At 77.2% G+C, this 1,468-nt stretch carries 3 protein-coding genes; 1 reads left to right on the top strand and 2 read right to left on the bottom strand.

Going from position 1 to position 1,468, the window contains the following annotated elements; genetic code table 11:
- Positions 1-187, top strand: a 187-nt coding sequence (locus NWP09_RS12790; protein WP_258275878.1) for a hypothetical protein, incomplete at its 5' end; no start/stop codon positions are given.
- 7 nt (positions 188-194) lie between these two features.
- On the opposite strand, the gene NWP09_RS12795 is transcribed toward NWP09_RS12790, so the two are convergent.
- Both NWP09_RS12795 and NWP09_RS12800 read right to left on the bottom strand, forming a co-directional pair.
- Positions 195-1,049: an aminotransferase class IV gene (locus NWP09_RS12795; protein WP_258275879.1), complete on the bottom strand. Its 855-nt coding sequence runs from the start codon at positions 1,047-1,049 to the stop codon at positions 195-197.
- On the bottom strand, positions 1,046-1,468 hold a 423-nt coding region (locus NWP09_RS12800; RefSeq protein ID WP_258275880.1), incomplete at its 5' end, for a hypothetical protein. The genes NWP09_RS12800 and NWP09_RS12795, both read right to left, overlap by 4 nt.

The raw sequence follows: 1,468 nt of genomic DNA on the forward strand, positions 1-1,468 counted from the left end.
GGGCGCGCTCGCGGCCGTCGATGCGCCGCAGGGGGCCGCGATCGCCCTGCTCGGCGACGACCGCTCGCTCGTCGCCGACGCGCGGGCGTCCGGCGCCTTCCTCGTCGCGGTCCTGCACGAGCAGGCGCCCGCCGACGTCGTCGCGCTCCTGCTCGCCGAGCAGGCACGGCTCGTCGCCGGGTCGTGACCCGAGGCTAGACCTCGAGCAGCCGGCGCACCGTCCCGTCGAGCGGCGAGCGCGGGAGCGCGTGGCCGTCGACGCTCGTGACGGCGGCGACGAGCCGGCCGGACGAGAGCAGCCACGCGCCGTCGGCGGCGCGCAGGTCGTCGGGCTCGAGTCGCTCGAACACGACCTCGAGCCCCTCAGCGGGCGCGGCGCGCATGAGGTGCTCGAGCGTGAGCGAGGCGAGGATGCCGTCCTGCGGGGGCGTGAGCAGCCGCCCGCCGCGGTCGATGACGAGCGTCGAGGTGGGGCCCTCGAGCAGCTGGCCCGAGGGCGCGACGAACACGACGTCGTCGAAGCCGTGCTGCGCCGCGTGCCGCTTCGCGGCCATGTTGATCGAGTACGACAGGCTCTTCGCGCCCGGCAGCAGCCACGGCATGGCGGCGACCTCGTCGCCGTCGTGGCCGCGCCCGAGCAGCGTGATCGCCACGCCCTGCTCGCGCTCGCGCAGCGCCGCCGCCGACAGCGGCGACATGAGGGCGAACGCGGTCGGCTCGCCGCCGGACTCCGGGCCGCGCGTGAGCACGAGGCGGATGATCGCCTCGGGCTGCGCGGCGAAGTCCCACGCCGCGACGAGCGCGTCGATCGCGCGCCCGAAGCCTGCTCGGTCGGGCTCGGGCAGCTGCAGGATCGCCGCCGAGCGCGCGAGCCGCTCGAGGTGCGCCTCGCGGTCCCGCACCTCGACCGCGCCGTCCGCGGTGCGCCGCGCGAGCGTCGCGTCGAAGACGCCGTCGCCCCGCACGACGCCCAGGTCGTCGGCGCGGATGAGCGGCGCGGCGACGTCGGCGAGCGTGCCGTCGAGCAGGGCGAGGAGCGGCGCGCTCATGCCGTCCCCGCGCAGAACTCCTGGAGCTCGGACACGCGCTGCCCGAGGTCGGCGAGCGCGCCGCCGATGCGCTCGAGCGCGGCCGCGTCGCCCGACGCGAGCGAGCGCTGCGCGTCGTCGACGATCGCGTCCCAGCCGGCCTGGATCTCGCCGATGCGGTCGAGCAGCTCCGGGTCGGTCACGCGCGTCTGCAGGTCGCCGACGCGGCTCGACACGCTGCCGAGCAGCGCGAGCGCGCCGATCGGGTCGGCGGCGACCGACTCGCCCACTCGGCTCACGTCCGCGGCGATCGCCTCGACCTCCGCGATGACCCGCGCGCACTGCTGCGCCTGGTCGCCGTGCGCCTCCGCGGTCGCGGCGGTCGTCGGCACCGGCGACTGCGACGGCGCGGGCAGGACGCCGCAGCCGCTGAGCAGGAG

This window comes from Agrococcus sp. HG114, from assembly GCF_024723325.1.
Classification (GTDB): Bacteria; Actinomycetota; Actinomycetes; order Actinomycetales; family Microbacteriaceae; genus Agrococcus.